Genomic DNA, 25,717 nt, shown 5'->3' with positions numbered 1-25,717 from the left:
TTCACTGCTGTTACGGCGGTCATAGCGTGGGGGAAACGCCCGGTCCCATACCGAACCCGGAAGCTAAGGCCCACTGCGCCGATGGTACTGCACTCGTGAGGGTGTGGGAGAGTAGGACACCGCCGGACTTAACTTGATGAAGGGTTTGAGGCTCCAACCAGTGATGGTTGGAGCCTCACCCGTTTAAGCCGTGGGCGCACGGGGCAGCATCTTTTGCCCCCAGCGGCGCTCAGCTGACTACAGTACAGAGGTAGAAACAGTCAGGTTTGGACAGGGGAGCATTTAGTTGAGCGCGAAGGCATTGAAATACCGCGACGAATCCATTCGGCCGCAGGACGATCTATACCGCAACGCGAATGGCAAGTGGTTTGCCTCGGCGAGCATCCCCAGCGACCAGGGCCTGTACGGCTCGTTCATGGAACTGCGTGACGAGGCGGAAGCTGCGGTCCATGCGATCATCGAAGATGCCGTCGCCGCCGTGAACTCCGGCACCGAGCAGGCTCCGGATAAAGTACGCATCGCCCACCTGTATGGCAGCTTCATGAATGAGGAAGCCATCGAGGCCAAGGGGATCGAGCCGGTTCGCGGCTATCTGGAGGATATCCAACGGGTTTCCACTGCCGAAGAGCTCATTGAGCTATCCGGAGGCTTCTACCGCAAGGGCATCAGCAGCTTCCTGCAGGCCGGCGCCATGAATGACGCCGGTAATCCCGAGCGTAATCTGCTGACCTTCCTGCAAGGTGGACTGGGCCTACCGGATGAGTCTTACTACCGTGAAGAGCAGTTCGCCTCGACCGTCAGCGACTACCAGGAGCACCTGGCACGCCTGTTGGATCTCGGTGAAGTGGCGGATCCGTCGAGGGCCGCCGAAGACGTCGTGGCGTTGGAGAAAGTCATTGCCTCCCACCATTGGGATCGCGTCAAGGTCCGCGATGCCAAAGCCCGGTACAACCTGATGAGCGATGAAGAACTGCTCCAGACTTTCCCAGGGATGCGCTACTGGCTCCAAGGCGCGGGAATTGAACCGAAGTACTATTCCGAGGTTGTGCTGTGGCAGCCCAGCTTCTTCGAAGCGCTGGGTCAGACGCTGGAGGAAGAACCCCTCGAGCGTTGGAAGGCCTGGCTCACCGTCCAGGTGCTGCGCTCCTTCGCACCCTACCTTTCCAGCCCCTTCGTCAATGAAAACTTCGCGTTCTACGCCGCGAAGCTGGGCGGAGTGGAAACCCTGAAGGAGCGCTGGAAGCGTGGGGTCAGCTTCACCGAAAGCGCCGTCGGTGAGGACCTGGGCCAACTCTACGTGGCCAAGCACTTCCCGCCGGAGGCGAAGGACGCCATGGACCACCTGGTGGAACGGCTGATCGAGGCCTACCGGGACTCGATCACCACCCTGCCGTGGATGGGGGAGCAGACCATCGAGAAGGCGCTCGAAAAGTTGTCCATGTTCCGTCCCAAGATCGGCTACCCCAACGAGTGGATCGACTACTCGAGCATCACCACCGATCCGCAGGACGTGATCGCGAACCTGGCGGCCGCCAACGAGTTCGAGTTCAAGCGTGAACTGCAGAAGATTGATGACGGGGTGGATCGGGAGCTGTGGTTTATGTACCCGCAGACCGTGAACGCCTACTACCATCCGCTGTTGAACGAAATCGCCTTCCCCGCCGCGATCCTTCGCCTGCCTTTCTTTGACGTCGATCGCGACCTCGCCTCGAACTTCGGGGCGATCGGCGCGGTCATTGGCCACGAGATCGGACACGGCTTTGATGATCAGGGTTCGCAGTACGACGGCAGCGGGCAGCTGAAGAACTGGTGGACAGCGGAAGACCGGGAAGCTTTTGAAAAGCTGACCACGAAACTGGTTGACCAATACGATGCCCTCAGCCCAAGCGAAGCCCCGGACCATCAGGTTAACGGCAAGCTCACCCTGGGGGAGAACATCGGCGACCTGGGTGGCTTGGGCATCGCGTACAAGGCCTACAAGCTTGAGCTGGCCGCCCGCGGCATCGAGCAGGACCAGGTGATTGACGGGGTCAGCGGGGACCAGCGGTTCTTCTACGCCTGGGCCGAATGCTGGCGCACGCTGATTCGCCCGGAAACCGCAGTTGTTCGAGTGACCACCGACCCGCATGCGCCGGGCGAATTCCGCTGCAACCAAGTGCCAAAGAACCTGGATGCTTTCCACGAGGCCTTCGGCACCCAGCCCGGTGACGGGATGTGGCTGGATCCGGCCGAACGCGTCGAGATCTGGTAGCCGGAAGAAAGGCGGGCGCGACGTGCGCCCGCCTTTTGGCTGTTGTGGCCAACCTCAGGTGAGAGTCCAGTCATGAAGCGGCCACAACGAGAATTTTCACACGTAGAATGATGTACTGTGACTTCCCAAGATAATTCCCCTGCAGCAGACAGCCAGAACACCAACGACCAGCGGCAGGTGCGCCTGAGCAAGCGCGCCGAACTGCTGTCCCGTGGTGAAGAGGCCTACCCCGTAGGCGTGCCGCGCACCCACAGCCTGGCCGAGGTTCGCGAACAGTTCCCTGATCTCGAGCCGGATCAGGCCACAGGAGTGAACGTGGGGGTCGCCGGTCGCATCGTCTTCATGCGCAACACCGGCAAGCTGTGCTTCGCCACCCTGCAGGAGGGCGGACCGGAGGGCGCCGGAACCCGGCTGCAGGTGATGATCTCGCTGGCGAAGGTCGGCGAGGAGCGTCTGGCCGACTGGAAGGCCCTGGTGGACCTGGGTGACCATGTCTTCGTCAAGGGAGAGGTGATCTCCTCACGCCGCGGCGAACTGTCGATCATGGCCGATGAGTTCCAGATGGCCTCCAAGGCCCTGCGTCCCCTGCCGGTGCTGCACGCCGACCTGAACGAGGAGACGCGCGTCCGTCAGCGCTACGCCGATCTGATCGTGCGCAACGAGGCCCGGGAAATGATCTACAAGCGGGCAGCCATCATCCGTGCCGTGCGCCGCACCCTGGAGGAGCGCGACTACGTCGAGATCGAGACCCCGATGCTCCAGTTGGTGCACGGCGGGGCCTCGGCCCGGCCGTTCCATACCCACCTGAACGCCTTCGACCAGGAAATGACTCTGCGCATCGCCCTGGAACTCTACCTGAAGCGCACCGTGGTCGGCGGAGTGGATCGAGTCTTCGAACTCGGCCGCATCTTCCGCAATGAGGGCGTGGACTCCACGCACTCCCCGGAGTTCACCATGCTCGAATGCTATGAGGCCTACGCCGACCAGTTCGTGATGGCCGAGCGGATTAAGGAGATCATCCTCAACGCCGCGGACGCCATCGGCGCCGGACGCGTGCTGGAAACTCCGAAGGGAACCATCAACCTGGACGGCGAATGGCGCTGGCTCGGGGTCTACCCAGGTCTGTCCGAGGCCGTCGGCATGGAGATTACCCCGGAAACCCCGGCCGAGACGCTGCGCGAGATCGCCGACAAGCACGAGGTGAAGATCGACCCGGCCTGGGATGCCCAGAAGCTGGTCATCGAGCTCTTCGGGGAGATCGTCGAACCGAACCTGATGGACCCGACCTTCGTCTACGACTACCCGCCGCTGGCCCAGCCGCTGGCGCGGCCGCACCGTTCCAAGCCCGGTGTCATCGAGGCTTGGGACCTGATCATCGGGGGCATGGAACGCGGTACCGCGTTCTCCGAGCTGATCGACCCGGTCATCCAGCGTGAGCGGCTGACCGAGCAGTCGTTGATGGCCGCCGGTGGAGACCCGGAGGCCATGCAGCTGGACGAGGACTTCCTGCGGGCCCTGGAGTACGGAGCCCCGCCCATGGGTGGCATCGGCCTGGGCATCGATCGCCTGGTCATGCTGTTCACCGACGTGGGAATCCGTGAAACCATACTGTTCCCATTGCTAAAGCCGGAGGCATAATATGCCCTATGTTGAAGCCATTCTTCCAACAATCGTTGTCGCCCTGATTTTCTGGTACGTTATCAAGGCTGTTATGAATGCCGACCGTTCGGAGCGTCAAGCTCAGGCGGAAGTTGATCAGAATAATGATTTTGGAACTACAGGTGTAGATCTGAAATCAGGAGATAATAAAGGTCACCCTGATAATTAGGTGTTAATCGTAAGATTAATGCGTAAATCATCGCCGTTATTGTCTATGATGGATACAGGTTAAGGTCTGAAGATTATTTCAGCGACCAAAGATGTACCAACCCGGAGGCTAATAACATGGCACGCCAAGTACAAATTGCATTGATCGACGATATCGATGGGGGAGAAGCCACGGAATCATTTTCCTTCAGCTTCGGCGGGCAGCATTACGAAATTGACCTGAATGATGAAAATGCGGAGAAATTCCGTGCCGCCATGGAGCCTTACATCCAGGCAGGGCGTTCCTCCAAACAGAACTCCACCAGCGAGGCGCCGGCCATCCGCGCCTGGGCCAAGGAGAACAACATGAAGGTCAACGCCCGCGGACGACTGAATGCGGATGTGGTGGAGGCCTACTACGCGGCGCAGCGCAAGGGTGGACGCAGCCGCTCGCGCTAAGGCTTCGAACACCCCAAGCCACGACGCAAAATGACCGGGATGATTTCATCCCGGTCATTGTCGTTGGCGCACCTTCTCGGGCGCCGGGGCAACCTCACGCGGTTATCCCTGTGGCGAACAAGGCAGATTCCCGGCCTCATGGTGCGTAGCATCGAACTATTGGTAAGCAAGGAGTGTGCCGCAATGTTTGAGAGATTTACCGACCGTGCCCGTCGCGTTGTCGTGCTCGCCCAAGAAGAGGCGCGCATGCTCAACCACAACTACATCGGCACCGAGCATCTGCTGCTCGGGCTCATCCACGAAGGTGACGGAGTTGCAGCCAAAGCGCTCGAGTCCCTGAACATCTCCCTGGGCGCCGTGCGTGAACAGGTGCAGGAGATTATTGGCAAGGGGCAGCAGGCCCCATCTGGACATATCCCGTTCACTCCGCGCGCCAAGAAGGTTTTGGAGCTCTCGCTGCGCGAAGCGCTGCAGCTGGGCCACAACTACATTGGCACCGAGCACATCCTGCTGGGCCTGATTCGTGAAGGCGAGGGCGTGGCCGCACAGGTGCTGGTCAAGCTCGGTGCAGACCTGGGACGCGTGCGCCAGCAGGTCATCCAGCTGCTGTCTGGTTACCAGGGCGGGAAGGACACCGCCGCGGCGGGCGTCAGCTCCGGCGGCCAGAGCGAGGGCGCCCCGGCTGGCTCGGCCGTACTGGACCAGTTCGGCCGCAACCTGACCGCCGCAGCCCGCGAGGGCAAGCTCGACCCGGTGATCGGTCGCGAGCATGAGATGGAACGCGTCATGCAGGTCCTTTCCCGGCGCACCAAGAACAACCCGGTGCTGATCGGTGAGCCGGGCGTCGGCAAGACCGCGGTCGTCGAGGGCCTGGCCCAGGCGATCGTGCGCGGCGACGTGCCCGAGACCATCAAGGACAAGCAGCTGTACACCCTGGACCTGGGATCCCTGGTGGCCGGCTCCCGTTACCGCGGTGACTTCGAAGAGCGCCTGAAGAAGGTGCTGAAGGAAATCCGCACCCGCGGGGACATCATCCTGTTCATCGATGAGATCCACACCCTGGTCGGTGCCGGTGCCGCCGAGGGCGCCATCGACGCCGCCAGCATCCTCAAGCCGATGCTGGCCCGCGGTGAGCTGCAGACCATCGGCGCCACGACCCTGGATGAGTACCGCAAGAACATTGAGAAGGACGCCGCGCTGGAGCGCCGCTTCCAGCCGATCCAGGTCAAGGAACCGACGGTGGAGCTGACCACGCAGATCCTGCGTGGGCTGCGTGACCGCTATGAGGCGCACCACCGCGTCTCGATCACCGACGGCGCCCTGCAGGCCGCCTCCCAGCTGGCCCACCGCTACATCTCGGACCGCTTCCTGCCGGACAAGGCCGTTGACCTGATCGACGAGGCCGGGGCGCGACTGCGCATCCAGCGCATGACCGCTCCTCCGGCGCTGAAGGAAATGGACGAGGAAATCGCCACCGTGCGCCTGGAGAAGGAAGCGGCGATTGACGCCCAGGACTTCGAAGGCGCCGCGTCGCTGCGCGACAAGGAATCCAAGCTCATCGAGGCCCGCAACGAGAAGGAAAAGTCCTGGCGCAATGGCGACATGGACGAAATCTCGGAGGTCACCGAGGAGCTGATCGCCGAGGTGCTGGCCAACTCGACCGGCATCCCGGTCGTGAAGCTGACCGAGGAAGAGTCCACCCGCCTGCTGAACATGGAAGACGAGCTGCACAAGCGGGTCATCGGCCAGGATTCGGCGATCAAGGCGATCTCCCAGGCGATCCGCCGCACCCGTGCCGGACTGAAGGACCCGAACCGCCCCGGCGGCTCGTTCATCTTCGCCGGCCCCACCGGTGTGGGCAAGACCGAGCTGGCCAAGGCGTTGGCGGAGTTCCTCTTCGGCGAGGAAGATGCGCTGATCACCCTGGACATGTCCGAGTACTCGGAGAAGCACACCGTCTCCCGGCTCTTCGGCGCCCCTCCAGGCTACGTGGGCTACGAGGAAGGCGGCCAGCTGACCGAGAAGGTGCGTCGCCGTCCCTTCTCCGTGGTGCTGTTCGACGAAGTGGAAAAGGCCCACGCGGACCTGTTCAACTCACTGCTGCAGATCCTGGAAGACGGTCGCCTGACCGACTCCCAGGGCCGGGTGGTGGACTTCAAGAACACCATTATCATCATGACCACGAACCTGGGCACCCGGGACATCTCCAAGGGCGTGATGACCGGCTTCCAGTCCTCGACCGACACCCGCACCGGCTACGAGCGGATGCAGGCTAAGGTCCAGGAGGAGCTGCGCCAGCACTTCCGTCCCGAGTTCCTGAACCGTGTCGATGACATCGTGGTGTTCCCGCAGCTGAGCCAGGAAGAGATCGAGCAGATCGTGGACCTGTTCGTGCAGCGCCTGGCCAAGCGCCTGGAAGAACGCAACATGACCATCGAGCTGACCCCGGCGGCCCGCACCGTGCTGGCGGCCCGCGGCTACGACCCGGCCATGGGTGCCCGTCCGCTGCGCCGCACGATTCAGCGGGAGATCGAGGACCAGCTTTCCGAGCGGATCCTGTTCGGCCAGATCCTGGCCGGCCAGCACATCCACGTGGATGTCGAAGGGGAGCCCGGCGCCGAGAAGTTCACATTCCGCGCCGAAGGCGGCAACGGCCAGCTGGAAGGCGAGCCGGCCCCGGCGGCCATCGAGGGCTGACCCCCGGGGCCAGCACCCCGACCAGAACCGAAGGGCGGTTCGACGGACATACCCGTCGAGCCGCCCTTTGGCGTCGGGCGCCACGGTCGCGCTGAGTGTTCAGCCGCGCCTGCGGGCCCGCAGCACCAGCAAGACCCCCAACACCGTACAGCAAAGGTAGATCCCGGCCACCATGAGCCAGCCCAGGGTGAAACCCCCGGCCGAGGAGATCACCATCCCCATCACCAGGGGGCCAATGGTGAATCCGCCAAACTGCCCGGCGGAGACGATCCCGCTGGCGCTTCCCATCAGGGATGCCGGAACCGCGCGCAGCAGGGCCGCCATCAGCACCACCGAAACGCCCAGGGCGGACGCACCGTGCAAGGCCACCGCCAGCCACAGCAGGGCGGGGCAGTGCCAGGATTCGGCCAGCAGGAATGCGCCGGCGCCGGCCAGCGCCAGCACCGCCAGAAGCAGCAGCAGCCGCGGCGCGGAGATCCCACGCGACATCATCCGGCCCCAGCCCACCCGGGCGGTGACCCCGATGGCCCCGGCGGCCGCCGCCGTCAGCCCACCCAGCACCAGGGAGAAATCCAGTTCCCGGACCGCAAACAACGGCAGGTACACGTTCGTGGCCTGTACACCCATCCCGTTGATGAAGCCGAACACCGTCAACGCCAGGATCATTGAGCGTGTCGAGCCGCCCGCCGTCCTGGGAACCGGCACCGCTTCGGCGGCCCGGGGCGGGGCGTCGTGCGCCAACAGCGGCACCGCGGCCAGCACCCGCACCGCCGCCAGGCCCAGCACGCCAGCGGCGACCGCGCCAACCAGGCTGGCCCCATGCCAGCCAATCCAGGCGGCCAGCAGCGGGAAGCCGACACTGCCCACCAACTGGCTAACCTGCACCCCGGACTGCTTCACCCCGGTCCAGGCGATGCGCCGGGCACTGGGCACCCGCTGGGCCAGCACCCGGTTGGTGACCCCGTTGGGGAACGACTGCGCCAACCCGGACAGCGCCGCGGCGGCCAGCAGCAGCAGATAACCGCCGGGCAGGGCCGCCAGCCCCATCGATACCGCGGCGGCGCCGAAGATCAGCAGCATCAGGGTGCGGTCCGGCTGCCGGTCGCTGAACTTGCTGAACACGGCATTGCCGACCGCGGCGAAGCCAAAGCAGACGGTGGCCAGCAGTCCGAACTGCGCCTCGGAGATGCCCAGCTCCCGAATGATCAGGTCACTGGTGGCACTGAGCCCGTAGTTCAGCAGTGGGGCGATGCCCACCGCGCTGAGCAGCACCGCCAACAACCCCAGTCCGGGACGTCGCGCGCCGGTGTGCATGTGGCCCCATCCTCCTTTGCGCCCGCCATCGGGTTGAACCCCACCAGTCTGGCACAGCGCTGCCTCGCCCAGCGGCTTGCGGCAGGATTCTTACAACAGGCCGCCTTCCGCCCGGCCGCCGCACCCAGCGGGCAGGAAGGTGGGCAAACAGATCCGAAATACAGGGGTAAACTTCGCCAGCTGCCCACGGTGCGGGGCATAGGATCAATAAGGTGAGTTCTTTTACCGTCCGTCCCGCCCGCACCACCGACGTTCACGCCATCCGCGATCTAGTCCGGCCCCTGGCCGAGCAGCGCATCCTGCTGGACAAGGAGGCGGTGACCTACTACGAATCCATCCAGGAGTTCGTGGTCGCGGAGGACGCGGCAGGGCAGGTCATCGGCTGCGGGGGGCTGCACGTGATCTGGGAGGACATCGCCGAAGTGCGCACCCTGGCCTCCGCCGAATCCTGGCGCGGGCAGGGAGTGGGCACCGGGCTGATCAACGAGTTGCTGCGCCGGGCCCGCGATCTGGGGGTGCACCGGATTTTTTGCCTGACCTTCGAGGTCGAGTTCTTTGAGCGGCATGGCTTCAGCGTCATGGCCGACCAGAGCGCCGTTGACCCGGCGGTGTATGCCGAACTTCTGCACTCGCGCGATGAGGGCGTGGCCGAGTTCCTGGACTTGGCAAGGGTTAAACCCAACACCCTGGGCAACACCCGCATGATTCTGCAGTTCTGATGCCCCGGACTGTCCGGCCTAGCTGGGCAGCACGATTCCTTCATCGCCGCTGGCCGCCAGGCCGTCGGCCAGCAGCCCGGACAGCGCCCGCTGGCGCTGCTGGAGCGGCGCATCAAGCTTCTGCAGCGGCGTGAACACCGGGTCTTGCTGCATCGCCAGGTCGGCCAGGAACACGGCGGGATCCACGGCCTGCTCGCCGGCCCGCAGCACCGCCATGATTGCCCCGCGCACTTGCCGGTCGGTCCCGTGCCAGGCCTGCCCCTTGGGCGTGTAGTGCGGGGCCGGCTGCCCGGCGGCCACCCAGGCACAATGGGCGAACACCGGGCACTGGGAGCATTTGGGGCTGCGCGCGGTGCACACCAGTGCCCCCAGCTCCATGACGGAGATGTTCCAGGTGACGGCTGCTTCATGGTCCTCGGGCTGAACCTGGCGGGCGCGGGCGAACTCGCTGGCCCGCGGGCTGGGTTCGGGCAGCGCCGCGCCGCCGAAGAGCCGGGCCTGCACCCGGCGGATGTTGGTGTCCACCACGACGGTGGGTTTATCGAAGGCGAAACAGGCGATGGCGGCGGCGGTGTAGTCGCCCACTCCCGGCAGGGCGCGCAACTGCTCCTCGGTGCGCGGGACCATCCCGTTGTGCTCGGTGGTGATCTCCACCGCTGCGGCATGCAGGCGCATTGCCCGCCGCGGGTAGCCCAGCCGCCCCCACGCCCGAATCGCTTCGGAGACCGGTTCGGCGGCCAGGTCCTGGGGGCGCGGCCAGCGTTGCATCCACTGCTCCCACACCGGCAGCACCCGCACCACCGGGGTCTGCTGGAGCATGAACTCACTGACCATGACCGCCCACCCGGAGGCCCCGGGCTCCCGCCAGGGCAGGGTGCGCGCATTGGCGTGGTACCAGTCGTTGATCAGCTCGTGGATTTCGTGCACCCCACCACTGTAGGGCCTGGCACCCCCGGTCAGGGAATCACCGCGAAATCACCGGGAAGCGCACCGCAATGAACTAGCCTTGAGCTATGAGTAAAGCACCGCAGGGCAGGCTGCCGACCAGCGTCTACCGGCGCCGGCGGATCACCGTGGCAGTCATCGCACTGCTGCTGGTGGGTCTGCTTGTCTGGGGTGTGGTTGCGGTGGTCTCGGCCCTGGGCGGCGAGGAGAAGCCGCCGGCCGCAAACGAGCAGCTACAGCAGCCGGAGCCGGGCCAGCAGCCCGAAAGTGAGCCCGAGAGTGAGACTGCCTCCCAGTCGCCGGAGGGCATGTGCGCGGAATCGGATATTGAGCTCAGCGCCGCCACCGACGCCGCGTCCTACACCGCGGACCAGGACCCGGTGCTGATCCTGCAGGTGAAGAACGCCTCGGAATCCGAGTGCAAGATCAACGTGGGCACCAGTCAACAGGAGTTCCGGGTGATGAGCGGCTCGGACCGCATCTTCTCCACGGCCGACTGCGCCCAGAACGGGGAGGACGTCATCTTGGACTTCAAGCCCGGACAACAGGAGAACGCGCGCTTCACCTGGCAGAAGGAACGGTCGGCCCCCGGGTGCAAGGCCGTAAACGTGCAGCCGCGGCCCGGCACCTACCGGTTTACCGCGCTGCTGGGGGAGCTGGAGTCCGAACCGAAGTCCTTTGAACTGAAGTAGCCGCTACAGGTAGCGGTCCAGCAGGGAGGACTCGGCCATCCTGGCCAGCCCTTCGCGGATGGAGCGGGCCCGCTGTTCCCCGATGCCCTCGACTTGAATCAGTTCGGCCGTGGACGCGGCCATCAGCAGCTGCAGGTCACCAAACTTCTCCACCAGGCGCTCGCCGACGGCGCGCGGCAGGCTGCGGATCAGCGAGAGCATCCGGTAGCCGCGCGGGGTCAGCGCATCATCCAGGCTCAGCGGCGCCTGCGGGATCAGCACCCGCAGCAGTGCATCCAGTTCAATCAGCAGCGCGTCGGGCACCTGCTCCAGGCGGGCCAGCGCCTCGGAGAGGTGCTGCGCCCCGCCGGCCAGGTCCGGGTAGTCCCGCAGCACCATCTGGTTGTCGGTCTTCACCCCCGCCAGCAGCTCGGCATGCTGGGCGGCCAGCAGCCGCCCGTCCGCACCCAGCTCCAGGACCTGGCGGGAGATGTCCTGGCTGGTGCGGCGCACCATCTCGGTGCGCTGCAGCACCGCCAGCACGTCACGCACGGTGGCCGCGTCCTCGATCTCCGCGGCGGTCAGGGCGCTGGTGACCTGGTCCAGGCGGTGCCGGTAGCGCTCCAGGGTGGCGATGGCCTGGTTGCCGCGCACCAGCAGGCGTTCACTGGTTTCCAACACATGGCGTTCGGAACCGGCGTACAGGGTGATGGTCTGCATGGAGGAGGACACCGCCACCACCGGGAAGCCGGTCTGCAGGGCCACGCGTTCCGCGGTGCGGTGCCGGGTGCCGGATTCGGCGGTGGGCAGCGCCGCATCGGGCATCAGCTGCACCCCGGCCTGCAGGATCCGTCCCCCGGACTCGTCGCAGATGATCGCCCCGTCCATTTTCGCCAGCTCGCGCAGCCGGGTGGGGGAGAAGTCAATGTCAATGTGGAAGCCGCCCGAACAGATCGATTCGACCACCTGGTCGTAGCCCAACACGATCAGTGCCCCGGTGCGCCCGCGCTGGATCCGCTCAATCCCCATGGCCAGTTCGGTGCCCGGCGCGATCCGCGCCAGGGTGCCAAGCAGTTCGCCGGAGGGTTCTCGTTGCACCTGGTGATTCCTTTCGGGCGGGACGGATCAATCCTATCCTGCCTGCTTCTGGCGTTGGTTGAATGCCAGATCCAGCGCCTCGGCAATCGATTCGACCTGGAACACCCTGATCCCGGCCGGGATGTTCTTCAACGGCTGCGGGGTGGCCGGAACCATGGCGAAGGAGAAGCCCAGCCGGGCCGCCTCGGTCACCCGCCGGGAAATCTCCGGGACCTGGCGCACCTCCCCGGCCAGTCCGACCTCCCCGAACGCCACGAAGTCCTGCGGCAGCGCGAAGTCGTGCATCGAGGAGGCCACCGCCAGGGTGCAGGCCAGGTCGGTGGCCGGTTCGGAGAGCTTCACCCCGCCCACGGTGGCGATGTAGGAGTCCATCCCGGACAGGTCCATGCGCGCCCTGGCCTGCAGCACCGCCAACACCATCTGGGCCCGGGCCGCGTCCAGGCCGCTGGTGGCCCGGCGTGGGGCCGGGCCGGCGGAACGCGAGAGCAGCGACTGCACCTCCGCCACCAGGGGCCGGCGCCCCTCCAGGGTGACGGTGATGCAGGTGCCGGGCACCGGGTGCTTGGTGCGGGTGACAAACAGCCGCGAGGGATCCGACAGGGACTCGATCCCGTCCTCGGTCAGGTCAAAGCAGCCGACCTCATCGGTCGGCCCGTAGCGGTTCTTCAGGGCGCGCAGCAGCCGCAGCCTCGAATGCTTCTCCCCGTCAAACTGGCAGACCACATCCACCAGGTGCTCCAGCAGCCGCGGCCCGGCGACCGAGCCGTCCTTGGTCACGTGCCCCACCATGATGGTGGTCATGGCCCGGGTCTTCGCGGCGTTGATGATGCTGGCCGCGACCTCGCGCACCTGGGACACCCCGCCCGAGGCCCCGTCCACATCCGCGCTGGAGAAGGTCTGCACCGAGTCCAGGATCAGCAGCTGCGGGTCAATCTCCGCAATCTGTCCCAACGCCAGGGCCAGGTCGGTTTCCGCGGCCAGGTAGAGCGAATCGGCGACCGCGTCGATGCGTTCGGCCCGGGACTTCACCTGTGGGGCTGATTCCTCCCCGGTCAGGTAGAGCACCCGCAGCCCGCTGCGGGCGGCCTTGGCGGCGACATCCAGCAGCAGCGTGGACTTGCCCACTCCGGGTTCCCCGGCCAGCAGGATCGCCGCGGCAGGCACCAGCCCGCCGCCCAGCACCCGGTCCAGTTCGGTGACCCCGCTGGTGCGGAACGCGGCCTGGGAGGCGTCGATGGCGGCGATCGGCTGGGCGGGGTTGGCCACCCGGGCGGCGGCGGTGGTGCGCACGGCAACGACCCCGACTTCCTCCACGGTGCCCCAGGCCTGGCATTCGGCGCAGCGCCCCACCCATTTGGCGGTGGTCCAGCCGCATTCGGCGCAGCGGAACTTGGCGGAATTCTTCGTACGCGCGGTCTTGCTCATGGATTCATGCTACCCACGGGACCGGACAGTTCGGGCATGGGCGCCTAGCGGTGCAGCGGGGGCAGGGCGGAGGTGGCCTCCTCGGTGTCCGCGCCGGCGGCCTTGAGCAGGTCCACCACCATCGGGCGCAGCAGCAGCACCAGGCCCTCGCCCTGCAACCCCTCGATGCCCATCTGGTGCGGGTCCAGCTTCGCAGCGCAGTCCTGCAGCTGGTGGCGGGCCAGCCGCTCGTACTTGTGCTGCCCGGCCACGGTGGGTTCCCGCACCGAATGCGCCAGCGTGCCCACCGCCTCGGACAGTTCGCGCAGCAGTGCGGTGATCTGCTCGGCCCCCTCGGCGCTCAGCGCGCTTTGGCTCAGCACGGCCGCCAGGCGGCGCACCACCACCCGCAGGTTGCGGGCGGCCAAATCGAAGTGGTCACTGCGTTCGGAGAGCTGGCGGATTTCCTGGCGGTGCCGGCGCTGGGTGGGGGCGAAGGTGGCCACCTCCAGCGCGGCGGAGAAGGCGGCCGGCAGCTTGTCCACGTGGCGTTGGGTGCCGCGCGCCTTGACCAGGGCATGGAACGCGGAACGGTGGTCGTCATCGCGCACCGCCCAGGAGCATTCCAGCAGCACCTCGGCCATCTCGCGCAGCAGCTCGGACAGCGCCGCGATCGGGGTGCGCCGCGAATCGCTGGGCAGCAGGATCATCAGCAGGATCGCCAGGCTGACCCCCACCACCGCATCCAGGGAGCGGGCAAAGGGCCCATCCACCGAGATCGGCAGCAGCACCACCAGCGCGGACTGCATGCCCAGCTGGGTGGAGAAGATCGGCCCGGAGTTCAGGTAGCGGGCCACCAGCAGGCTCAGCGACATCACCGCGGCGGCCTGCCACAGCCCCTGGCCCCACCAGTGCATCAGGAAGTCGCCCATCGCCACCCCCAGGGTGCATCCCACCGCCACCTCCAGCACCTTGCGCATGGTGGTGGCGGTGCCGAAGCCGGAGGCCACCAGCGCGCTGGTGGCGGCGAAGATCGGCTGGGTGTGCCCCAGCAGGGAATCGGCGATCCAGTACGCGCCGATCGCCGCAATGGTCATCCGGATAATGCGCGGCAGGGAGTTCCAGGCACGGGTGAGCCCCACCCGGTTGCGCTGGCGCACGAAGAGCCGGGCGCGCCTGAGGATCGGTGCACTGGCCATGACAACCAGTCTTTCACGCCTGCCGCGCCGATGGGGGCATCATGACGCACTGTCGATGGTGGGGCTCGGGACGCCGGGATGTGAGGCGGTTCATAGCGGCGCGCGGCGGTGTTAACCTTCCGTTCACCTTCGCCGGGGGTGCTGGTTACCTGCACTGCCTACGCTCAAGGCAGACCTAAAGCCTGTATGGCGGTCACACCACACCGCAATTCCTGAATATGGGGGAAACACTCGTGAACTTCAAACGCCTCTCCAGTGCGGCCGCTGTGCTGTCCGTGGCCGCCCTGGCCCTGACCGCCTGCGGTTCAGACAACCCGACCGGCGCCGCGCAGAGCAGCCCCTCGGGCGACCAAGACACCGCCGCCAGCGTTTCGGGCACCCTGACCGGCGCCGGCGCCTCCAGCCAGAGCTCGGCCATGGACGCCTGGACCAACGCGTTTGCCGCCGCGAACTCCGGCGCGCAGGTGCAGTACTCCCCGGATGGCTCCGGCGCCGGGCGCAAGGCGTTCTTGGCCGGCGGCGCCCAGTTCGCCGGATCCGATGCCTACATGAGCGAAGAGGAGCTGGCCGACTCGAAGAAGGTCTGCGGCCCCGAGGGCGCCTTCGACGTGCCGACCTACGTCTCCCCGATTGCGATCGCCTTCAACCTGGAGGGCGTGGAAAGCATCAACCTGGATGCGCCGACCATCGCCAAGATCTTCAAGAAGGAGATCACCAAGTGGAACGATGAGGCCATCGCCAGCCAGAACCCGGACGTGCAGCTGCCGGACACCGCGATCACCGTGGTGCACCGCAACGACGAATCGGGCACCACCGAGAACTTCGTGGAGTACCTGAAGGCCGCGGCCGGGGACGTGTGGGACTACGAGGTCTCCGGCGACTGGCCCAAGGACATCCAGTCGGAGAACGCCAAGGGCACCTCCGGGGTGGTTTCCACCACCTCGAGCACCGACGGGGCGATCACCTACGCCGACTTCTCCGCGGTGGGCAAGCTGTCCACCGTGAACGTGAAGGTCGGCCAGCAGTACACCGAAATCTCCGCCGAGGCCGCGGCCAAGGCCCTGGAGGCGGCCACCCCGGTCGAGGGCCGCGGTGAGCACGACATGGCCCTGGAGTTGGCCCGCGACACCACCGAGGCCGGCACCTACCCGATCGTGCTGGTCTCCTACCACGTGTACTGCTCCAGCTACAAGGACCAGCAGACCGTGGACCTGGTCAAGGCCTTTGGCAACTACGTTGTCTCCGAGGAAGGCCAGAAAGCCGCCCAGGAGTCGGCCGGCAACGCCCCGCTCTCCTCGGCCATCGCCGAGCAGGCCGGTGCGGCCATCGATTCGATCACCGTGGCCGAATAGGCCCGTGCACCACCCGGCGCGGGCCGCAGCCCGGCCCGCGCCACACCCCTCCAACCCTCCTTCGCGCCGGTAAACCCGCCGGCATACGACCCCACTAGAAGGCTTATCCCATGACCACCAATGCCCTGAAGAGCGGCTCGACCGCCGGGCGCGCCGGGGACAGGATTTTCTCCACCGCGGCGCTGTCCGCGGGCGTGCTGATCCTGCTGACCCTGTTCGCGGTCGCGGTCTTCCTCTTCATCCAGGCCCTGCCCACCTTCACCGCCGACCCGGCGGAGATCTCCGGCGGCGAGGGCTTCTTCGCCTACATTTTCCCGATCATCATCGGCACCGTGATCGCCGCGGCGATCGCCCTGCTGATCGCCACCCCGATCGGCATCGCGGTGGCCTTGTTCATCTCCCATTACGCCCCGCGTTCGATCGCCGGCCCGCTGGGCTACGTCATCGACCTGCTGGCCGCGATCCCCTCGGTGATCTACGGCGCCTGGGGCTACCTGGTGCTGGCCCCGGCCCTGGTGCCCGGCTACCAGTGGCTGGCAGAGAACCTGGGCTTCATCCCGATCTTCGGCGGCCCGGCCAGCCAGACCGGCAAGACCATGCTCACTGCCGGGATCGTGCTGGCGGTGATGGTGCTGCCGATCATCACCTCGCTGTGCCGTGAAATCTTCCTGCAGACCCCGAAGCTGCATGAGGAGGCCGCCCTGGCGCTGGGTGCCACCCGCTGGGAAATGATCACCACCGCGGTGCTGCCCTTCGCCCGCCCCGGCATCATCTCCGCGGTGATGCTGGGCCTGGGCCGCGCCCTGGGCGAAACGATGGCGGTGGCCCTGGTGCTGTCCACCGGTGCGCTGATCCCGTCGCTGATCCAGTCCGGCAACCAGACCATCGCCGCGGAAATCGCGCTGAACTTCCCGGAGGCGTTCGGCCTGCGACTGGCTGAGCTGATCGCCGCCGGCCTGGTGCTGTTCGTGATCACCCTGGTGGTCAACATGATTGCCCGGGCCATCATCGCCCGCCACAAGGAATTCTCGGGAGCGAACTGATGAGCCTGACCAAAACCCCACAGCCAAAGCCCACCTCCGGCTCCGCCCAGTCCCGCGCAGAGCTGGCTCCGCGCACCCGCAACGCGCTGGCCAAGGGCAAGCTGCCGCGCTGGGCCGTGCCGGCGACCGCGGCTGGCGCCGTCATCCTGGGTGCGGCCCTGTCCACCCTGGGCGGATTCTCGGTGGCCAGCTTCGCGATCTACGCGGCGCTGCTGTTCGTCATCGGGGCCACCACGGCCACCGGCATTGTCGAGGGGGCCCGGCGCGGGAAGAACGCGCTGGCCCTGTACCTGATCTACGGCGCCTTCATCCTGGCGCTGATCCCGCTGGCCTCGGTGATCTACACCGTGCTGGAAAAGGGCCTGCCGGGGATGAGCCTGCACTTCTTGACCAGTTCAATGAACGGGGTCACCGGTGCGGTGGACAACCAGAGCGTCGCCGAGGGCGGACCGGTCGTCGGCGGGGCGTACCACGCGCTGATGGGCACCTTGCTGATCACCCTGTGGGCGACCATCATTTCGGTGCCGGTGGGCATGCTCACCGCCGTCTACCTGGTCGAATACTCCAAGGGCGGGCTGCTGTCCCGGGCGATCACATTCTTCGTTGACGTGATGACCGGCATCCCCTCGATCGTGGCCGGCCTGTTCGCCGCCGCGTTCTTCGGGGTGATCCTGGGTCCCAACGCCCGCATGGGCATTGTCGCGGCCGTCGCGCTGAGCGTGCTGATGATCCCCACGGTGGTGCGTTCCACCGAGGAAATGCTCAAGATCGTGCCGAACGAGCTGCGTGAGGCCTCCTACGCGTTGGGCGTGCGCCGCTGGCGCACCATCCTGAAGGTGGTCATCCCCACCGCGATCTCCGGCATCGCCTCCGGCGTCACCCTGGCCATTGCCCGGGTGATTGGTGAGACCGCCCCGATCCTGGTCACCGCCGGCATCGCCAGCAACATCAACCTGAACGTGTTCGCCAACTGGATGTCCACGTTGCCCACGTTCATCTACTACCAGATCCTGACCCCGACCAGCCCGACGAACATCGACCCGTCAATCCAGCGTGCCTGGGCCGCTGCCCTGCTGCTGATCCTGATGGTGATGGCGCTGAACCTCGTCGCCCGCCTGGTCGCCTCGATCTTCGCCCCCAAGAAGGGCCGTTGAGCCGCACCGGCTCCGGACCTGTCACCCACAGTTTTTCCAAAGGACCCAACCACCATGTCAAAGCGCATCGACGTCAAAGACCTGAACGTCTACTACTCCAAATTCCTGGCCGTGCAGGATGTAAACATCAACATCGCCGCCAAATCCGTCACCGCCTTCATCGGCCCCTCCGGCTGCGGCAAGTCCACCTTCCTGCGCACCCTGAACCGCATGCACGAAGTGATTCCCGGCGGCCGCGTCGAGGGTGAGGTGCTGCTGGACGGGGACAACCTCTATGAGGCCGGGGTGGACCCGGTGACCGTGCGCAGCCAGATTGGGATGGTCTTCCAGCGCCCGAACCCGTTCCCGACCATGTCCATCCGCGACAACGTACTGGCCGGGGTGAAGCTGAACGGCAAGAAGATCTCCCGCTCGGATGCCGAGGCGCTGGTGGAGAAGTCGCTGCGCGGGGCCAACCTGTGGAACGAGGTCAAGGACCGCCTGGACAAGCCCGGCTCCGGCCTTTCCGGTGGCCAGCAGCAGCGTTTGTGCATTGCCCGCACCATTGCGGTCAAGCCGAACGTGATCCTGATGGATGAGCCCTGTTCGGCCCTGGACCCGATTTCCACGCTGGCGATCGAGGACCTGATCAATGAGCTGAAGAACGACTACACCGTGGTGATCGTGACCCACAATATGCAGCAGGCGGCCCGGGTGAGCGACAAGACCGCGTTCTTCAACATTGCCGGCACCGGCAAGCCGGGCAAGCTCATCGAGTACAACGACACCGCTACCATTTTCTCCAACCCTGCCCAGAAGGCCACCGAGGACTACGTCTCGGGCCGCTTCGGGTAGGCGCGGAAGCACAGAATTCGTCCGCTGCCGTTGGCGGCGGGCGGTCCGGAAGGGGGTCTTCCGGGGGATCCTGGAGGGGATCAGGCCGGTGGCCCACCCGCGTGCGGGTGGGCCACCGGCTGTTTAAGACGCACTATCATCGAGTAACTTTTGGAACGACGAACTTCTCAGGTCGGACTTCAAGTGACATTGAAACCCGTTTCTACTGCAACAATTAAACTTGGCGTACTGATCGGCTGCTCGCTCATATCTTTATCGACGCTTACTGGGTGTAGCTCTAACATGGCTAGCTCAGTGGAAAACGGTGGTGCAGTTGCTGTGAAGCCTGAACAAACTCAGGAACAGGATGTTCTTTCGTTGACTCCGGATGCACTTGAGCTTCCTCCAGTCCTCCAGTTCGAGCAAAAAGAGGTTCGATCATTTGCTGTTGACTGGAAGCATCCTAATGGAGAGGTTAGTCGGCTACAAGAGGATCTTGAAGTCCCTAATGTACGCACCACAGAAGGTTCTCTAGAGCTGCTGATAGACGGAACCGTTCAGCCAGTCTCGCTCGTGTTATCGATTTATCAAACGAATATCAGGGACATTGACCCGACGGGGGACCCAGACTTAGTTGTAGATTGCTTGAAAGCTGATTCACTATGTGATTTTGCCATGAGTGGCGGTAATACCGGCATGCTTCGAATTGATCAGCTTGAAGACGAAGAGATGGTCATGAGCTTGCAAGCTGAGTATTATGCTGATCCTTCCTTAAATGCCGAAAGATTTGTCAATACTATCGGGTGGATTTTTTCTTTGAACTAAAGCTCAAGACTGCTGATCGTATTTCTTGGCGCAGAACAGCGACCGTGCATCCAACTCATGGGGTGGATGTACGGTCGCTGTTTTAGCTTAATGTTGTTCCGAAAGTCGTTGGTCTGTGAACAATCCTGCCGGGGGTGGGACATAGGGCAATGGCTGCCCTTTTTTGGACTTGTTTTCGTCGGCGTCCGCTGCCGAGGAAAACGGCCCGTCCGGGTCCATCAATACCGCCATATGGTGGTCCGCGTGATCGCGCCACCACACGCTCATGCCGGTGCTGGGGTCCGTGCGCAGGTGTTCTCAGGAGCGCCATAGCGCTTCCAGACGGATCACTGCCTCATCGTATTCCCACCACCGGGCAGCCCAGACCCGTGCGCGGCCGTTGATCGCCCGGCGATAGACATTGCGCAGGTACTCACGAACAAACTCATCGACGGAACCGTAGTAGAGGGTTTCCTCCGGTTCCTCCTCGCCGTCGTCGTCCTGGCCTTCGTCGGCCGCCTGGCTGGCCTCGACCTGTTCGGTCACGGCGGCCACTGCCGCCTAGCCGGCTCGCTGCCTGAGGGATTCCAACAACTCCTCAGTTAGTGCTTCGTCGACCGCGGCCGTGGCCACGTCATTGACCTGCTTGCGGACCGAGGCTTTGACCTCCGCATCGACGTATTCACCGGCAAGCCCGCCAATGTCGAGCCCAAACACTCGCCCAGGCGAGCTGGATGTATCCGTGACAGCGGAAGGCTGCCCCTCGTTTTCGGTGTATTCGTCCTCTCCCCAGTCGCTCATGATGCGCCCTCCGTGCTCAATGCGGATTCAATCACCGAGAGTTCCTTCTCGGCTTCGGGGTCATGGGCCAGGATGGATGCCCGCACGGCGTCGGCGTGCGGGTCAGCCATCCATGGCTGCGTGCGGATCAGCGTGGGCCGGTTGCCCGAGGACAACACCACAGCGCGTCCCTTGGGCATGGCCGCCAGGTCGTCCACGTCCAAGATGCGCTCACGGTGAAGCTGCTGCGACACGGTGCGCTGTCCGCGTCCGTATGAGGTGGAGGAAGTCAGACGGTCATAGTCACCGATCATGCGGACAAGGTCTTTGAGGAAGCTGCCGTCATGGGTGGTGCCACCGCCGCCGTAGACGCGGATATTCGATGCGCTCCACAGCTTCTTCATCCCTGATTTACCCCATACCTCGATGCCCTGGGACCAGCTCTGCAGAGTGGTCATGAGGATGATTCCGCGGGAACCATAGTGGCTGTAGAGGTTCGGCAGATCGCGCCACCGGCAGACGTTGGCGGCCTCGTCGAGCACTCCCACCAGAGGAGTCTTTAGCCGGCTCCCGGCGGAGCGAGCTGCCAGCTCCTCGACGGCTTCCACAACTGCAACCGTCAGGGCACAATCGGTCGAGGGGAACGGCGGGGATTGGCCAGTGCTCGGCGCGGTATTGGGGTCGCTGATGATGCTTTACATGACCGTTGCCCTTTGCTGGGCGCTAGGCGTGGAACGCAAGACGCTGGCCGCAGCCATCGAAGATGTCGCGTCCTCGGTCGAAAGCCACTGGTACGGCCGGGCGGCCAGCGCCGTGTTTGCCGACCTGCTGCTGGTGGTGGGAACCGGGCGAGGATCTTCGACTCTCCCCGGGGGCGCGCGCCGCTGAACCTGGTGCTGGTGGCAGTGCTGCTGGTGATACTCGACTTCGCCGCCCACTACCGCTCGCCAAGACGGGCCGAAGGCTGATGCGGAACCGCTTGGCCGAATTCCGCAGGGTCCTGGGGCTGTCCCAGTCGGCGCTCGCCCAGGCGCTGGCGTCTGGCGGTAGACGTTGATTTCACCGCAGAAGGGTCGGCATGCCCCGTCCCTTCCGCCGGCCTTCCGGCTGGCGGGCTGTTTCGAATGCGCCATCGAGGAATTGTTCATCCCCGAGCCCCGGGACTGGCTTTGGGACTACAGCTGGGTCAGGGGATAGGCCGCCAGCGCCAGGACGGCGCCGCCTAAGACACACACCACCGGGGTGGCCAGCCAGTGGCCCACGACCCGCACGACGTTTCGCCAGATCACCGACTCAAACGGCTGGTTGGCGCCCGCCCCGACGATTGCGCTGGTCACCGACTGGTTGGTGGACAGCGGCAGGTGCAGCAGCAGGGCGCCGACATACAGCAGCCCCGCGGCCACCCCCTGGGCGACCATGCCGCGCAGCGGGTCGATCTTCACCAGCCGGTGCTCCAGGGTATGGGTGATCCGCCAGCCGCCCAGCAACACCCCGAAGGCCAGGAAGGCGGCCGCGGTCAGTTGCAGGGCCCAGGGGGTGGTTCCCGGCTCCATGGACTGGGCGGTAATGAATACCAGCATCAGCATGGCCCCGGAACGCTGTCCGTCCTGCAGCCCCAGCCCCAGGGCCACCGCGCAGGCGCCCAGGGCTTGGCCGGCTCGTGAACGGGCGCTGACATTGCGCGCCGTTTCGTGGCGGATCAGCCAGGTGGCGGGCAGGACCAGGAAATAGGCCAGTAGGTAGGCGACAATTGGGGTGACCACCAGCGGCAGCAGTACGCCGCTGGCCAGGATGTCCAGGCCGCTGCCGCCGGGCAGGGCCCCCAGCAGCACCGCCGCGCCCGTGGCTCCGGCGATCCCGGAGAGCAGCGCGTGCGTTGAAGAGGTCGGCATGCCCCGCCACCAGCAGAACAGCCCCCAGCCGGAGGCGGCCAGCAGCGCGCAGATCAGCATCATCAGTCCAGCGTTGCCCTCGGGCAGGCTGACATCTAGGCGGTTAACCAGGAAAAAACCGAAGCTGGAGCTGGCCAGGGTGCCCAGGAAGGCGAAGATCGCCGCCACGGTGACCGCGATGCCCGGGGTCAGGGCCCGGGTGCGCACCGCTGCGGCCACCGCCGTGGAGGCGTCACGGAAACCGTTCAGGGTGGTGTAGCCAAGGGTCAACAGCACGGCCACAGCGCACAGGATGGTGGTCATTGCCCTTAGGACTCCTTGACCAGGACGCGGCCCAGGTGGTCAGCGAACTGGCGCATGACGGTGCACGCGTCCTGCAGCTGATCGGCCACCAGCTGGTGGCGGTGCATGGTCGAGGCCTTGGAGTAGGAGGCGTTCTCCACGCTCCAGGCCAGATGGGTGCGGGCCATGCGCTTGGAGACGTGCAGCATCTGCAGCCAGTTGTCCTCCAGGTCATCCAGGTGGTGCAGCTGGCGCAGCGAGGCGGTGGCCATTTCCCCCAGCTGCCCCATCAGGTTCAACTGCTCGGAGGCCCGGGCGGAGAGCGGGGTGGAGCCCACCAGCGCGATCAGCTCGCCGGTGCCGCGCAGCTTCTCAATGGTCTCGTGCAGCAGCCGGGCGAAGGTGTACATGTCTTCGCGCGGCAGCGTGGACAGGTAGGAGGTGCGCAAGTGGGTGAGCACCGCGTGGTGCAGGTCGGAGGCCTTGGTTTCGGCCTCGGCCAGGGAACGCAGGGTCTGCTCCCGGCCCTCGGCGTTGCCGATCATTTCGGCCAGGGTGTCCACCGCGCCGTGAATCAGCGCGGCCAGGTCTCGCAACAATTCAAGTCCGCGGGAGGCGGAGGGAAAGAGCTGGAACTTCACGATTTACGGCGCACCATTCAAGTCGTACTTCATTGGGGGAGGACTGACGTTGAACAGTGTACGTCGGGAAGGTTAACAACCGTGATTGGTGGTGCCGGACCGGGAACGCCTCTCGGCGGAAGGCCGCTCGCAGCGGCTAATGGTTGGAGCCCGGGGTTACCAGCGGCCCGACACCAGAGTCCAGTTTTCTCGCTTGCCCCGGTAGATGTCAACCGATTTCAGCTTCCGTGCTGGATCTCACGCGTCCGGACGCGGCCGCTGCGGGGCGAGCCTGCCCCGCCGGGCCTCAGGTGGCGCGGCGGCGCAGTGACTTTTCCAGCCCGCTGGCCGCCAGCAGGGCGCAGCAGAACCAGATGGCCCCGGCCGGGCCCAGGCCCACCGCCGCGGTGCCGGCCACCATCGGCACCACCACCTGGCCCAACCGGTTGCCCATGAGCCGCACCGCCAGCGCAGCCCCGCGGTCCTGCCCGGGCACGGAGGTGGAGACCATGGTCATGGTCAGCGGCTGGCCCAGGCCCAGCAGGAACCCGCCGGCGAACAGCGCCAGCGAGGCCGCACCCAGGTGCTCCATCAGCAGGGGCACCAGGGCGATGGCCAGCCCGGAGCCGAAGAGGCTTCCCAGCACCATCTTCTGCCGGTCAAAGCGCTTCGAGGCCCACGGCAGGATCAGCCGGGAGAGCACCGAGGCGGCGCCGCGCACCGCCAGCAGCACCCCGACGGTGGTCGGCGCCACCGCGTGATGTTCGGCCACCAGCGGCAGGAACGCGGCCAGGATGTCAATGATCGCCAGCAGCGTCAGCGAGGCGAACATGTGCGAGGCCATCCCCGGGATCCTGATGATGGAAAGAATGGTGGCCTGGGAGCGCGCCGGTGCACCCTGCGCCCGGGCCGGCCCATCCACCGCCTCGGTGCGTCCTGCCCGGCGTGGCTGCAGGTTCGGCAGCAACAGCGGGACAGCCACCGCGGCAATTGCCGCGCCCAGCCACAGGGATAGGGCGATGTCCCCGGAACGCTGTGTGGACTGCAGCTGCGCATCGTTGCCCAGAATCAGCCCGCCCAGCAGCGGTCCAAGGAACTGGCCCACCGAATAGGCGGCCGTGAACCAGCCGAACCCCTTGTCCAACTGGTCATCGGGGAAGAAGCGGGCAATGGAGGACTGCCCGCCAATGGTGAACATCAGGTGGCCCATGCCCAGCACCGCGCTGCCTGCGGCCACCACCAGGACGCCCGGGGCGCTGGCGATGGCCGCCGCGCCGAGCACGAACAGCAGCACCCCGGCCAGCATCAGGTAGCGGATGCGGCGGATGCGGGAACTGGCCCTTCCCAGCCACATGGCGCTGAGCAGCGGCAGCAGGGCGTAGGCTGCGGTGGTCAAACCCACCGCCACCGGCCCGGCGGAGAAGGTCAGCAGCTTGTAGGTGGTCACCGGGCGCACCAGGTTCAGCGTGGTCTGGGTGAGAATTGCGGTGAGAATCAGAACCAGAAGCCATCGGCCGGTGCCCGTAGCTGGCCGTCGTGGTTCTTCGCTCAATCTGCCCGCCCTGGTCGCCTGGAATCTGCCAAGCTACAACTTATCGCGCCCGCGGCTAATCGAGGCAATCATTGCGCCACATGTGGGCGCAGGCCTCCAGGTCCTCGGCGGTGCGCACCAGGGCGGTGGCCCGCTGGGTCAGCACGCTGCCGCGCACCGCATTGGCCAGATCCGCGGCGTCCGCATGCTCCGCCATGCCCAGGGCGATGACCCGGCAATAGGCGGCGGTGCGTTCCAGGGCATGGGCGAAGTCCCCGTCAAAGGCGCCGGAGAGAATCGAGTCGGCCATCCTGCGCAGCTCATCGGCGGTCGGCGGCTCCGCCGCCCCGGCCACGATCCGGTCCACCTCGGCCCGCTCGGCCCCGGCACGGAACCGGGTGGCCATCACCTCCGGGTTGTTCAGCGTCGCGGTGCGGATGGCGTACAGCCGCCACAGGGCACCGGGCAGCGAGCGGGCCGGGGCTTCGCTCCACAGCTCGGCCAGCACCTCGATGCCCTCATCCTCGGCCACGGCCACCAGCCGGGCACTGACCTTCGGATCCTGGTTGGCCAGCCCGCCGTGCACAAAGGCGCGGGCCGAGAGGTGCGCGGCTTCCGAAACGCGCGCGGGATCGGCACCACCCACGTAGGCTTCGAACTCGCGGGGGGTGAATGGCTTGGGCTTGTGGTGGCGGAATCCGGAGTCGTGGGGGACCTTGGAACCTGCACGTGGGCCTTTCATGGTGTCGAGAATACTCCCTGTTGCTGGGTGGGGGGTCTAAAAGCGGCGGCCAGCCAGTCTACGCCACTGTGGCGCCCGGGGGCAGTTAGCTGGCACACCCCGTGGGTGAGAGCGCCAGCATCGGGCTGACCTGCGGATTAA

Annotated in this window: 24 protein-coding genes, 1 rRNA gene and 1 pseudogene; 14 read left to right on the top strand and 12 right to left on the bottom strand. The window is 65.8% G+C overall.

The features are described 5' to 3' along the window. Positions 1–11: 11 nt before the first annotated feature. The 6 genes from rrf to FDN03_RS05135 all read left to right on the top strand — a co-directional run bounded on the left by rrf (position 12) and on the right by FDN03_RS05135 (position 7,213). Positions 12–128, top strand: a 5S ribosomal RNA gene (rrf, locus tag FDN03_RS05160). Positions 129–286: 158 nt separating this feature from the next. Then, positions 287–2,251 carry a M13-type metalloendopeptidase gene (locus FDN03_RS05155; RefSeq protein WP_138174733.1) on the top strand — a complete coding sequence of 655 codons (1,965 nt, stop codon included), beginning with the start codon at positions 287–289 and terminating at the stop codon, positions 2,249–2,251. Positions 2,252–2,368: 117 nt separating this feature from the next. Continuing rightward, positions 2,369–3,889 (top strand): lysine--tRNA ligase, encoded by a 1,521-nt coding sequence (gene lysS, locus FDN03_RS05150; RefSeq protein ID WP_138174731.1) that lies wholly within the window; start codon positions 2,369–2,371, stop codon positions 3,887–3,889. Position 3,890: 1 nt separating this feature from the next. Next, entirely contained in the window at positions 3,891–4,079 is a 189-nt protein-coding gene (locus FDN03_RS05145) for a hypothetical protein (protein WP_138174729.1), read from the top strand. Positions 4,080–4,195: 116 nt separating this feature from the next. After that, positions 4,196–4,516 (top strand): Lsr2 family protein, encoded by a 321-nt coding sequence (locus tag FDN03_RS05140; RefSeq protein WP_138174727.1) that lies wholly within the window; start codon positions 4,196–4,198, stop codon positions 4,514–4,516. 183 nt (positions 4,517–4,699) lie between these two features. Continuing rightward, positions 4,700–7,213 (top strand): ATP-dependent Clp protease ATP-binding subunit, encoded by a 2,514-nt coding sequence (locus FDN03_RS05135; protein ID WP_138174725.1) that lies wholly within the window; start codon positions 4,700–4,702, stop codon positions 7,211–7,213. A gap of 99 nt (positions 7,214–7,312) precedes the next feature. Here the strand turns inward: FDN03_RS05135 and FDN03_RS05130 are convergent, their stop codons facing one another. Next, the gene (locus FDN03_RS05130) at positions 7,313–8,527 is read right to left on the bottom strand and encodes an MFS transporter (RefSeq protein WP_138174723.1); all 1,215 of its coding nucleotides are present in this window, start codon (positions 8,525–8,527) and stop codon (positions 7,313–7,315) included. A gap of 212 nt (positions 8,528–8,739) precedes the next feature. Between FDN03_RS05130 and FDN03_RS05125 the strand changes: the two genes are divergently transcribed. Next, positions 8,740–9,246, top strand: a complete 507-nt coding sequence (locus FDN03_RS05125) for an amino-acid N-acetyltransferase (RefSeq protein WP_138174721.1) — start codon at positions 8,740–8,742, stop codon at positions 9,244–9,246. A gap of 18 nt (positions 9,247–9,264) precedes the next feature. Here the strand turns inward: FDN03_RS05125 and FDN03_RS05120 are convergent, their stop codons facing one another. Continuing rightward, entirely contained in the window at positions 9,265–10,173 is a 909-nt protein-coding gene (locus FDN03_RS05120; protein ID WP_138174719.1) for an A/G-specific adenine glycosylase, read from the bottom strand. Positions 10,174–10,259: 86 nt separating this feature from the next. On the opposite strand from FDN03_RS05120, the gene FDN03_RS05115 reads away from it, so the two are divergent. Next, positions 10,260–10,883: a hypothetical protein gene (locus tag FDN03_RS05115; RefSeq protein WP_138174717.1), complete on the top strand. Its 624-nt coding sequence runs from the start codon at positions 10,260–10,262 to the stop codon at positions 10,881–10,883. Between the two features lie 3 nt (positions 10,884–10,886). Here the strand turns inward: FDN03_RS05115 and disA are convergent, their stop codons facing one another. The 3 genes from disA to FDN03_RS05100 are packed head-to-tail and all read right to left on the bottom strand — an operon-like array spanning position 10,887 to position 14,563. Next, positions 10,887–11,960, bottom strand: coding sequence for a DNA integrity scanning diadenylate cyclase DisA (gene disA / locus FDN03_RS05110; RefSeq protein WP_054821708.1), 1,074 nt, complete (start codon positions 11,958–11,960; stop codon positions 10,887–10,889). 33 nt (positions 11,961–11,993) lie between these two features. Continuing rightward, entirely contained in the window at positions 11,994–13,385 is a 1,392-nt protein-coding gene (gene radA, locus FDN03_RS05105; RefSeq protein WP_138174715.1) for a DNA repair protein RadA, read from the bottom strand. A gap of 44 nt (positions 13,386–13,429) precedes the next feature. Then, entirely contained in the window at positions 13,430–14,563 is a 1,134-nt protein-coding gene (locus FDN03_RS05100) for an FUSC family protein (protein WP_138174713.1), read from the bottom strand. Positions 14,564–14,796: 233 nt separating this feature from the next. Here FDN03_RS05100 and pstS point away from each other — a divergent pair, with 233 nt between their 5' ends. From pstS to FDN03_RS05075, 5 genes are all read left to right on the top strand, one after another. Then, on the top strand, positions 14,797–15,915 hold the full coding sequence (pstS, locus tag FDN03_RS05095; protein WP_249354296.1) for a phosphate ABC transporter substrate-binding protein PstS: 1,119 nt from the start codon (positions 14,797–14,799) through the stop codon (positions 15,913–15,915). A gap of 110 nt (positions 15,916–16,025) precedes the next feature. Next, complete coding sequence (gene pstC / locus FDN03_RS05090) at positions 16,026–16,958, top strand: phosphate ABC transporter permease subunit PstC (RefSeq protein WP_138174709.1); 933 nt, start codon at positions 16,026–16,028, stop codon at positions 16,956–16,958. After that, positions 16,958–18,112 (top strand): phosphate ABC transporter permease PstA, encoded by a 1,155-nt coding sequence (gene pstA, locus FDN03_RS05085; protein WP_138174707.1) that lies wholly within the window; start codon positions 16,958–16,960, stop codon positions 18,110–18,112. Before pstC ends, pstA begins: the two co-directional genes overlap by 1 nt. 54 nt (positions 18,113–18,166) lie before the next feature. Further along, a complete protein-coding gene (pstB, locus tag FDN03_RS05080) occupies positions 18,167–18,946 on the top strand; it encodes a phosphate ABC transporter ATP-binding protein PstB (RefSeq protein WP_138174705.1) in 780 nt (259 codons plus the stop codon). Positions 18,947–19,228: 282 nt separating this feature from the next. After that, positions 19,229–19,750 (top strand): hypothetical protein, encoded by a 522-nt coding sequence (locus FDN03_RS05075; RefSeq protein ID WP_138174703.1) that lies wholly within the window; start codon positions 19,229–19,231, stop codon positions 19,748–19,750. A gap of 87 nt (positions 19,751–19,837) precedes the next feature. Here the strand turns inward: FDN03_RS05075 and FDN03_RS16755 are convergent. The 3 genes and pseudogenes from FDN03_RS16755 to FDN03_RS05065 all read right to left on the bottom strand — a co-directional run bounded on the left by FDN03_RS16755 (position 19,838) and on the right by FDN03_RS05065 (position 21,057). Further along, a pseudogene (locus tag FDN03_RS16755) lies at positions 19,838–20,275 on the bottom strand (DUF4913 domain-containing protein). A gap of 15 nt (positions 20,276–20,290) precedes the next feature. Beyond that, on the bottom strand, positions 20,291–20,530 hold the full coding sequence (locus FDN03_RS16750; protein WP_249354294.1) for a hypothetical protein: 240 nt from the start codon (positions 20,528–20,530) through the stop codon (positions 20,291–20,293). After that, a complete protein-coding gene (locus FDN03_RS05065) occupies positions 20,527–21,057 on the bottom strand; it encodes a TraG/TraD/VirD4 family protein (protein WP_249354292.1) in 531 nt (176 codons plus the stop codon). Before FDN03_RS05065 ends, FDN03_RS16750 begins: the two co-directional genes overlap by 4 nt. Positions 21,058–21,208: 151 nt before the next feature. Here FDN03_RS05065 and FDN03_RS05060 point away from each other — a divergent pair, with 151 nt between their 5' ends. Next, positions 21,209–21,397 (top strand): hypothetical protein, encoded by a 189-nt coding sequence (locus tag FDN03_RS05060; protein WP_138174701.1) that lies wholly within the window; start codon positions 21,209–21,211, stop codon positions 21,395–21,397. Positions 21,398–21,684: 287 nt separating this feature from the next. On the opposite strand, the gene FDN03_RS05050 is transcribed toward FDN03_RS05060, so the two are convergent. The 4 genes from FDN03_RS05050 to FDN03_RS05035 form a co-directional block, all read right to left on the bottom strand. Further along, positions 21,685–22,704: an inorganic phosphate transporter gene (locus FDN03_RS05050; RefSeq protein WP_138174699.1), complete on the bottom strand. Its 1,020-nt coding sequence runs from the start codon at positions 22,702–22,704 to the stop codon at positions 21,685–21,687. Between the two features lie 5 nt (positions 22,705–22,709). Beyond that, positions 22,710–23,324, bottom strand: coding sequence for a hypothetical protein (locus FDN03_RS05045; RefSeq protein ID WP_138174697.1), 615 nt, complete (start codon positions 23,322–23,324; stop codon positions 22,710–22,712). A 286-nt stretch (positions 23,325–23,610) separates the two neighbouring features. Then, a complete protein-coding gene (locus FDN03_RS05040; RefSeq protein WP_138174695.1) occupies positions 23,611–24,855 on the bottom strand; it encodes an MFS transporter in 1,245 nt (414 codons plus the stop codon). 55 nt (positions 24,856–24,910) lie between these two features. Further along, positions 24,911–25,576, bottom strand: coding sequence for a hypothetical protein (locus tag FDN03_RS05035; protein ID WP_138174693.1), 666 nt, complete (start codon positions 25,574–25,576; stop codon positions 24,911–24,913). Positions 25,577–25,717 lie beyond the last annotated feature (141 nt).

This window comes from Glutamicibacter sp. V16R2B1 (assembly GCF_005774635.1).
Taxonomy (GTDB): Bacteria; Actinomycetota; Actinomycetes; order Actinomycetales; family Micrococcaceae; genus Glutamicibacter; species Glutamicibacter creatinolyticus.
This window is presented reverse-complemented; position numbering and strand designations above follow the sequence as displayed.

Coding starts and splice junctions, on each gene's coding strand:
- FDN03_RS05075 (WP_138174703.1), top strand. CDS start 19,229: ATGGCTAGCTCAGTGGAAAACGGTGGTGCAGTTGCTGTGAAGCCTGAA.
- FDN03_RS05115 (WP_138174717.1), top strand. CDS start 10,260: ATGAGTAAAGCACCGCAGGGCAGGCTGCCGACCAGCGTCTACCGGCGC.
- radA (WP_138174715.1), bottom strand. CDS start 13,385: ATGAGCAAGACCGCGCGTACGAAGAATTCCGCCAAGTTCCGCTGCGCC.
- FDN03_RS05100 (WP_138174713.1), bottom strand. CDS start 14,563: ATGGCCAGTGCACCGATCCTCAGGCGCGCCCGGCTCTTCGTGCGCCAG.
- pstC (WP_138174709.1), top strand. CDS start 16,026: ATGACCACCAATGCCCTGAAGAGCGGCTCGACCGCCGGGCGCGCCGGG.
- FDN03_RS05140 (WP_138174727.1), top strand. CDS start 4,196: ATGGCACGCCAAGTACAAATTGCATTGATCGACGATATCGATGGGGGA.
- FDN03_RS05060 (WP_138174701.1), top strand. CDS start 21,209: ATGACCGTTGCCCTTTGCTGGGCGCTAGGCGTGGAACGCAAGACGCTG.
- pstA (WP_138174707.1), top strand. CDS start 16,958: ATGAGCCTGACCAAAACCCCACAGCCAAAGCCCACCTCCGGCTCCGCC.
- FDN03_RS05130 (WP_138174723.1), bottom strand. CDS start 8,527: ATGCACACCGGCGCGCGACGTCCCGGACTGGGGTTGTTGGCGGTGCTG.
- FDN03_RS05050 (WP_138174699.1), bottom strand. CDS start 22,704: ATGACCACCATCCTGTGCGCTGTGGCCGTGCTGTTGACCCTTGGCTAC.
- FDN03_RS16750 (WP_249354294.1), bottom strand. CDS start 20,530: ATGAGCGACTGGGGAGAGGACGAATACACCGAAAACGAGGGGCAGCCT.
- pstB (WP_138174705.1), top strand. CDS start 18,167: ATGTCAAAGCGCATCGACGTCAAAGACCTGAACGTCTACTACTCCAAA.
- FDN03_RS05135 (WP_138174725.1), top strand. CDS start 4,700: ATGTTTGAGAGATTTACCGACCGTGCCCGTCGCGTTGTCGTGCTCGCC.
- FDN03_RS05145 (WP_138174729.1), top strand. CDS start 3,891: ATGCCCTATGTTGAAGCCATTCTTCCAACAATCGTTGTCGCCCTGATT.
- FDN03_RS05035 (WP_138174693.1), bottom strand. CDS start 25,576: ATGAAAGGCCCACGTGCAGGTTCCAAGGTCCCCCACGACTCCGGATTC.